This is a genomic window from uncultured Salinibacterium sp., from assembly GCF_963974405.1.
Lineage (GTDB): Bacteria > Actinomycetota > Actinomycetes > Actinomycetales > Microbacteriaceae > Rhodoglobus.
On sequence record NZ_CAXBBH010000002.1, the window covers coordinates 594,077 to 600,371 of the forward strand.

Here is a 6,295-nt window from a genome sequence, read left to right on the forward strand (position 1 = left end):
TCACTCTCGCGCTAAACTGGTCTGCTGCACTGTCGGCATTCGCCGCAGTTGCGTGGCATCCCGTATTTGAGAGAGAAGTGAACCATGCCCAAGGAAAGTGAGCGGAAGGTTGTTGCCAGCAACCGTAAGGCCCGCCACGATTACAGCATCGAAGACACCTATGAGGCTGGTCTTGTGCTGTCGGGCACTGAGGTGAAGTCTCTGCGGTTGGGGCGTGCCAGTCTTATCGATGGGTACGGCTATATCGATGATCACGCGGAAGCATGGCTGGATGCCGTTCATATTCCCGAGTTCTTCCAAGCGTCGTGGACCAATCACCCTCCGCGTCGCAAGCGCAAGATGCTGCTGCACAAAGAACAGATTCTGAAGATCCATAACAAGATCAAGCAGGGTGGCTACACTCTCGTTCCGCTATCGATCTATTTCTTGGATGGTCGGGCCAAGGTTGAGCTCGCGGTTGCTAAGGGCAAGCGCGAGTATGACAAGCGCCAGACTCTGCGGGAGCGTCAAGATAAGCGTGAGGCCGACCGCGCGATTTCGGCGCGCAAGCACATGGGTGAGTAGCGCGAGGGTTCTCGCACCCTCTCGCTGACTTCTAGCTCGCGTGGAATCGCGCTTCGACGTGTGCTGAGACGGAAATATCTTCTGGCCTGAGCGACAGTTGTCGGTCGCTGCCGGGGGCAGTCATCATCCGCATTGAGGTGGTTTCGGCACCGTCGTGAGAGTTGGTTGCGACGTTGTCGAGCATTCCGGGATCAGCGATCGCCGTGGTTGTCACTTCCGAGAGGCCCACACTCTCTGCGTATTCGCGCGCTTTGGTGAGAGCGTCGGCGACGGCCATTCGCCGGGCGTGCGTGCGGGCAGCGTCGGCAGTTTCCGCTGTGAGTTCCCACTCCACATGCGACACTGTCGTGTTGTCGAGTGAGCTCACCCGCTCAATGAACAGGGCGAGGGCATCGAAGTCGTGAAACCGAACGATGTAGCTAATCGCAGCGGAATGTACGAGAGGTAATTGCTCACCGGCGTTGCTCCAGGGCCGCTGCGACGTTACTCGCACGTTGTCGGAAGACCACCGTGTGATGCCGCCGTTTTTCGCTGCGAGCGGGGCGAGGAGTTCGTTCACTCGACCGGATGATTTCATCACGTCATCGAACACGTCACTGCGGTCGGGACCATCGATGGCAACTGAGAGGTGCACGATGCCGTGCTCGGCAGGCTGCCACGACTCATGTTCACCTCGAACGGTGATCACGACGGTCATGCTTAAATGGCGCCGAGTTCTGCCAACTTGGCTTTCAGATCGTTGTCGCTTGGTTCAACCTGGAAGGTTCCATCGGTGAAGTGAACGACGGGGATGTTGAGCCGACCGCTGATGGCGTGAGCGCGGTCGGCTGCGGCGGGGTCTTTCTCCACGTCAACCTTGTTCCACTCAATCTCGAGCGAGTTGAGGAGCGCTTCAGAGCGGCGGCAATCGCGGCACCAGTCAGCTCCATACATTGTGATTTTTGCGGGGGTTGCTGTGGTCGTTTCACTCATAGGTCCAACTTAGTTTGCGTCGGCTGAGTGCGGGAGGTGCGTTCGCTGGCAGCGTGCTGGGGCAACCGGAGGGAGGCGGTGCTTGAGTGGGCTGGTTTGTGGCGCGTTTGTGAACTATCATTGAGGGCTGCCCATTAGTGAGCAGTATTGATAACTCCACAGCGCGACAACGACCCACACAGGGGGATGATCGGTTTCGACATTGCCTGCAAAACTGTGAGAAGCGGGTCGAGAATGCAGCCTTATCTCGTTAACGATGACTGCAAACTATAAGTGCCAATTCAAAGCGCACTGACTTCGCCCTCGCTGCCTAAGCGAGCGCACTAAAGAAGTCCGTCAGACCGGGAATGCTCTCTACTCGGATTCTGGCGCAATTTAGAGAGATTGCTGCGTAGTTACGCCTGAGGGCTACGTGGGACTTGCACTCTGGCTGGGCTCGTTGACCTAGGTGCTTGTGGCAAAGGTCAGAGCCAAGTAGAACGTCTGCACAAGCTACACCCGTAGAAGGCACAGAATTACAGCAGTGGACGGGGGTTCAATTCCCCCCATCTCCACCACCGGTCGTTGTCGCGTTGTGAGAGTTCTTCCGCCAGACGGTTGTGTTCCGTCCGGGCGAAAGCTCCGTGTCGCTAGCAGCGGCAATTGACAGGTGCAGTTCGCTTGCGCTTCCACCTCTAGCCGTCGAGCTCCGCCGTGCTCATGCGCTCGGCGCCGCGAGATGGCGTCACTGTGAATGTGACAGGCTCGCCGAATCCGGCCTCAGCGAACGCTGTGCGCACGGCCGTGGCGACCTCGGAGACGAGAGCGTGCGGCACGAGGGCGATGGCAGCCCCGCCGAATCCGCCGCCGGTCATCCGTGCTCCGATGGCCCCCGCACCGCGTGCGGTCTCGACGGCGAGGTCGAGTTCGGGAATCGAGATCTCGAAGTCGTCTCGCATCGACACGTGCGATTCGTCGAGCAGGGCGCCGAGGGCCAGCGGTCCTTCTTCTCTCAGAACTCGCACGGTGTCGAGCACGCGCTGGTTTTCTGTCACGACGTGGCGCACCCGGCGGTACGTGACGTCATCGAGCAGTTCGTGCGCGCGATCCAGGTCGCTCACGCTCACATCTCTCAGCGATGAGGCGCCCATGGCCGCGGCTCCTGTTTCGCACGCGGCACGACGCTCGGCGTAGCCTCCCGTGGCGTGCGAGTGCGAAACTCTGGTATCGATCACAAGGATGCTCAGCTCTGCCGCGGCGAGCCCGAGGGGAACAACGTTAGCTTCGAGCGAGCGGCAGTCGAGAAAGACGGCGGAGTCGGTAGCGCCCAGTAGCGACGCAGACTGATCCATGATTCCGGTTGGTGCTCCGACGACGTCGTTTTCGGCGAGTTGCCCGACCTGTGCAAGCTTCTCTCGGGAGAACCCCAGGTTCCAGAGATCATTGAGCGCGAGTGCCACGGAGCTCTCGATGGCGGCTGACGACGAAAGTCCGGCGCCGACGGGCACCGTCGAGTCGATGAGGATGTCTACGCCAGTGACGCTGGCCAAGTCGGCACCGTGTTCACCTAGCGCCCAAGCAACCCCGAGGGGGTAGGCACTCCAGCCCACAATTTCACCAGCGGTGCGCGCGGCATCGAGCGCGGCTAGTTCGAACTCGGCTGAGGTGTTGTCGAAGGTGCTCGTCACCCGAATGACGCCATCGTTCCGCAGCCCAACGGCGGCTCGTGTACGACGATCGATCGCGAAGGGCAACACGAAGCCTTCGTTGTAGTCCGTGTGCTCTCCGATGAGGTTAACGCGGCCTGGGGCCGACCACACGCCCTCGGGCGAGTACCCGTTTGTTTCTGCGAATTGCGTGATCATTGCGGATGCGCTCGTGTTCATGCTCGTTCAATGGCCTCTCGGATGGTGGCGGCTGCGGCTTCGGGAGTGACGTCGCCGATCCAGGCGCCCATTGCCGATTCTGAGCCGGCTAGGTACTTGAGTTTGTCTGCCGCGCGTCGTGGCGAGGTCAGTTGGAGGTGGAGTCGGAAGGTGTCGCGCGCACGGTTTACGGGCGATTGATGCCAGGCCGCGATGTAGGGCGTCGGGGAGTCATAAATCGCATCGACTCCTCGAAGCAGCTTCAGGTAGAGTCCCGCGAGTTCATCGCGTTCGGCGTCTGTGGTGGCGGCGAAGTCAGGCACGTGGCGATGCGGCATCATATGAATCTCGATGGGCCAACGGGCTGCGAAAGGCACGAAAGCTGTCCAGTGTTCGCCGCTGAGTACAACTCGATCGCCAGCGCGCTCGAAGTCGAGAATGTCCTGGAACATTGTGGGCGAGGTTCGCTCAATCGATTCGAGGGTGCGCTGTGTTTTGGGTGTGATGTAGGGGTACGAGTAAATCTGGCCGTGCGGGTGGTGCAGGGTCACTCCGATTGCTTCGCCACGGTTTTCGAAGGGAAACACTTGCTGCACTCCGTCAAGGGCAGAAAGGGCTTCGGTCCGGTCCGCCCACGCTTCGATGACCGTGCGTGCCCGGCTTTCTGTCTGGGTGCCGAATGATCCTTCGTGGTCGGGGCTGAAGCACACTACTTCGCAGCGGCCAATTGAGCTGCGGGTTCGTCCGAGTCCGAGCTCCGTGAGATCGTCAAGGCCGCTGGGTGCATTCTCGCTCCCGGCTAACGCCGGGCCGAATGAGGGGGAGCGGTTTTCGAAGACGGCGACGTCGTATACAGCGGGAACCTCTGACGGGTTCTTCGCTGTTTGAGGTGCGAGGGGGTCTTGATCCGCTGGGGGGAGAAAAACGCGATTCTGTCGGGCTGCGGCGATCGATACCCATTCTCCGGTGAGGATGTCTTGACGCATTGTCGCGGTGGCTGGTCGGGGGTCGAGCGTGCGGCTGTCGACTGACCGGTCGTCGCCCAACGTCGTGTCGGCGTCGTCAAAGTAGATGAGTTCGCGCCCGTCACTTAGCGTGGTGGGCCGTTTGGTGATCGTGGGGGTCATTCCGAACTTCCTTCTTCTGCGCGCAAGCGAGCTTCCCAGGCGCTTCGAACCATTTCTTCGGCGGTGTGGCGCATTTTCCAGTCAAGGTCGCGCGCAGCGAGGTCGCCGTTCGCGACGATGCGGGGCGGATCTCCGGCTCGGCGAGGGGCAACTTCTGGGGTGAACTCGATTCCGGTCACGGATGCCACGGCCGTCATGATTTCGGCCACCGACAGTCCGTCACCGCTGCCGAGGTTGTAGGCGGCTTCGATGGTGTCGCGAGCATCGAGTCGGCGAGCTGCGGCGACGTGAGCTGCCGCGATATCGGCGACGTGAACGTAGTCTCGCACGTTGGTTCCGTCGGGGGTGGGGTAGTCGTTGCCGTTGATCTTGGGGGTCTTGCCTGCAACGAGGGCTTCGAACACGAGCGGGAAGAGATTGTGGGGGCTCGTGTCGTACACCGCAGCATCCCCTGATCCGACGACGTTGAAGTAGCGAAGCGATGTGTGGCGCAGACCGGTGGCAACTTCTTGGTCATGCAGCAGCCACTCGCCGATGAGTTTGGATTCGCCGTAGGGAGAGAGCGGCGCTTTTTCTGTGGACTCGGTGACTTGGTCGACGTCGGGTGTTCCGAAGACGGCGGCGCTCGAGGAGAACACGATTTGCTCGACCTCGCACTCGGCCATGGCTTCCAGCAGCGCAAGGGTGCCAGTGACGTTCTGCGCGTAGGTGTGGAGGGGGCGGTTTACGGAGACTCCGGCGTACTTGAAGCCGGCGACGTGGATGACGCCCGTAACGTTGTGCGTTGTCATGGCCTCGATCAGTGCGGCCTTGTCAAGGATGCTGGACTGCACGAACGGCACACCCTCGGGAATGAACTTCTCGAAGCCGCTCGAGAGGTCATCCAGAATCACGGTGTCCATTCCCGCCTTGACGAGCGCGCGAACTACGTGGGCGCCGATATAGCCGGCACCGCCGGTCACCATCCAAGTCATCATGTTCCCTTGTGTCGAAGCAGAGGGGGAGCGGCGGCGGCAGCTCTGCACCCAGTGATTGTCTAATAATATGATTATTGGACTGATGCGTCCACTTCTGAGGCATGAACAGCTGCGGCCAGCGCGTGGATGCCCGGCTCCTCCGGTCGGCGCAGAACAAGCAGTGGTATCCGCCGCGAGCAGAACGACTATCGGCGAATGAGGCGCAGCTCCCGGATGTTCGGATTGAAGTCCATCTCTCGTACCGTCCCATCCCGCATGAAGCGGTTCTTGGCGTAGAAGGTCCGGGCGCGTGGGTTCCGCTCAAGCACCCAGACGCTTGCCGGTGCACCACCGAGAGCGGCGTCGATGAGGGCCTGGCCCGCGCCGGTGCCGTGGGCGCTCGCCAAGACGTAAATCATCTTCAGCTCTTCGGCGGGAAGGTTCGGCTCGTCGCGGTTGTGTTCGGCATGTGCGAACCCGATGATGGCTCCATCCACTTCAGCGACGACGGAGGTGGTGTCGTCGTCGGTCAGCAGCACGTTCCACATTGCCGCTCGCCGCACACGAGACTCTGCGCTCCATGCGTTCTCGGAGAACAATCCGGTGTAGGTCTCTTGCCACGATTGCGTATGCACGGCTGCGAGCTCTTCGGCATCGTCGAGCCGTGCGGCTCGGGTGGTGAAACTGGGCATAAAGCTATCTTGGACTAGAGCGTGGCTGAGGCGATAGGCCGCTTGTATGCAACGTAAACACAGTCGCCGTTGCGGGCTCAGAATCGCGACACGCCCGGGATGTTCACCGTGTTGGTGGGTGGGGGATTGTGCACGTAAAG

At 60.8% G+C, this 6,295-nt stretch carries 7 protein-coding genes and 1 other RNA gene; 2 read left to right on the forward strand and 6 right to left on the reverse strand.

Features of this window, described 5'->3' with window-relative positions; genetic code table 11:
- Positions 1 to 84: 84 nt before the first annotated feature.
- Positions 85 to 564 (forward strand): SsrA-binding protein SmpB, encoded by a 480-nt coding sequence (gene smpB / locus AACZ26_RS11205; protein WP_339621601.1) that lies wholly within the window; start codon positions 85 to 87, stop codon positions 562 to 564.
- Positions 565 to 595: 31 nt separating this feature from the next.
- Here the strand turns inward: smpB and AACZ26_RS11210 are convergent, their stop codons facing one another.
- Together AACZ26_RS11210 and AACZ26_RS11215 are read right to left on the reverse strand one after the other, a co-directional pair.
- Complete coding sequence (locus AACZ26_RS11210; RefSeq protein ID WP_339621603.1) at positions 596 to 1,261, reverse strand: SIMPL domain-containing protein; 666 nt, start codon at positions 1,259 to 1,261, stop codon at positions 596 to 598.
- A 2-nt stretch (positions 1,262 to 1,263) separates the two neighbouring features.
- Complete coding sequence (locus AACZ26_RS11215; protein ID WP_339621605.1) at positions 1,264 to 1,536, reverse strand: glutaredoxin domain-containing protein; 273 nt, start codon at positions 1,534 to 1,536, stop codon at positions 1,264 to 1,266.
- A 182-nt stretch (positions 1,537 to 1,718) separates the two neighbouring features.
- Here AACZ26_RS11215 and ssrA point away from each other — a divergent pair.
- Positions 1,719 to 2,093, forward strand: a transfer-messenger RNA (tmRNA) gene (gene ssrA / locus AACZ26_RS11220).
- A gap of 117 nt (positions 2,094 to 2,210) precedes the next feature.
- Here ssrA and galK read toward each other — a convergent pair.
- From galK to AACZ26_RS11240, 4 genes are all read right to left on the reverse strand, one after another.
- Positions 2,211 to 3,401 (reverse strand): galactokinase, encoded by a 1,191-nt coding sequence (gene galK, locus AACZ26_RS11225; protein WP_339621607.1) that lies wholly within the window; start codon positions 3,399 to 3,401, stop codon positions 2,211 to 2,213.
- Entirely contained in the window at positions 3,398 to 4,507 is a 1,110-nt protein-coding gene (galT, locus tag AACZ26_RS11230; protein WP_339621609.1) for a galactose-1-phosphate uridylyltransferase, read from the reverse strand. Before galT ends, galK begins: the two co-directional genes overlap by 4 nt.
- Positions 4,504 to 5,481 carry a UDP-glucose 4-epimerase GalE gene (galE, locus tag AACZ26_RS11235; RefSeq protein WP_339621630.1) on the reverse strand — a complete coding sequence of 326 codons (978 nt, stop codon included), beginning with the start codon at positions 5,479 to 5,481 and terminating at the stop codon, positions 4,504 to 4,506. The genes galT and galE overlap by 4 nt, the downstream gene beginning before the upstream one ends.
- A gap of 188 nt (positions 5,482 to 5,669) precedes the next feature.
- Entirely contained in the window at positions 5,670 to 6,155 is a 486-nt protein-coding gene (locus tag AACZ26_RS11240; protein WP_339621611.1) for a GNAT family N-acetyltransferase, read from the reverse strand.
- Positions 6,156 to 6,295 lie beyond the last annotated feature (140 nt).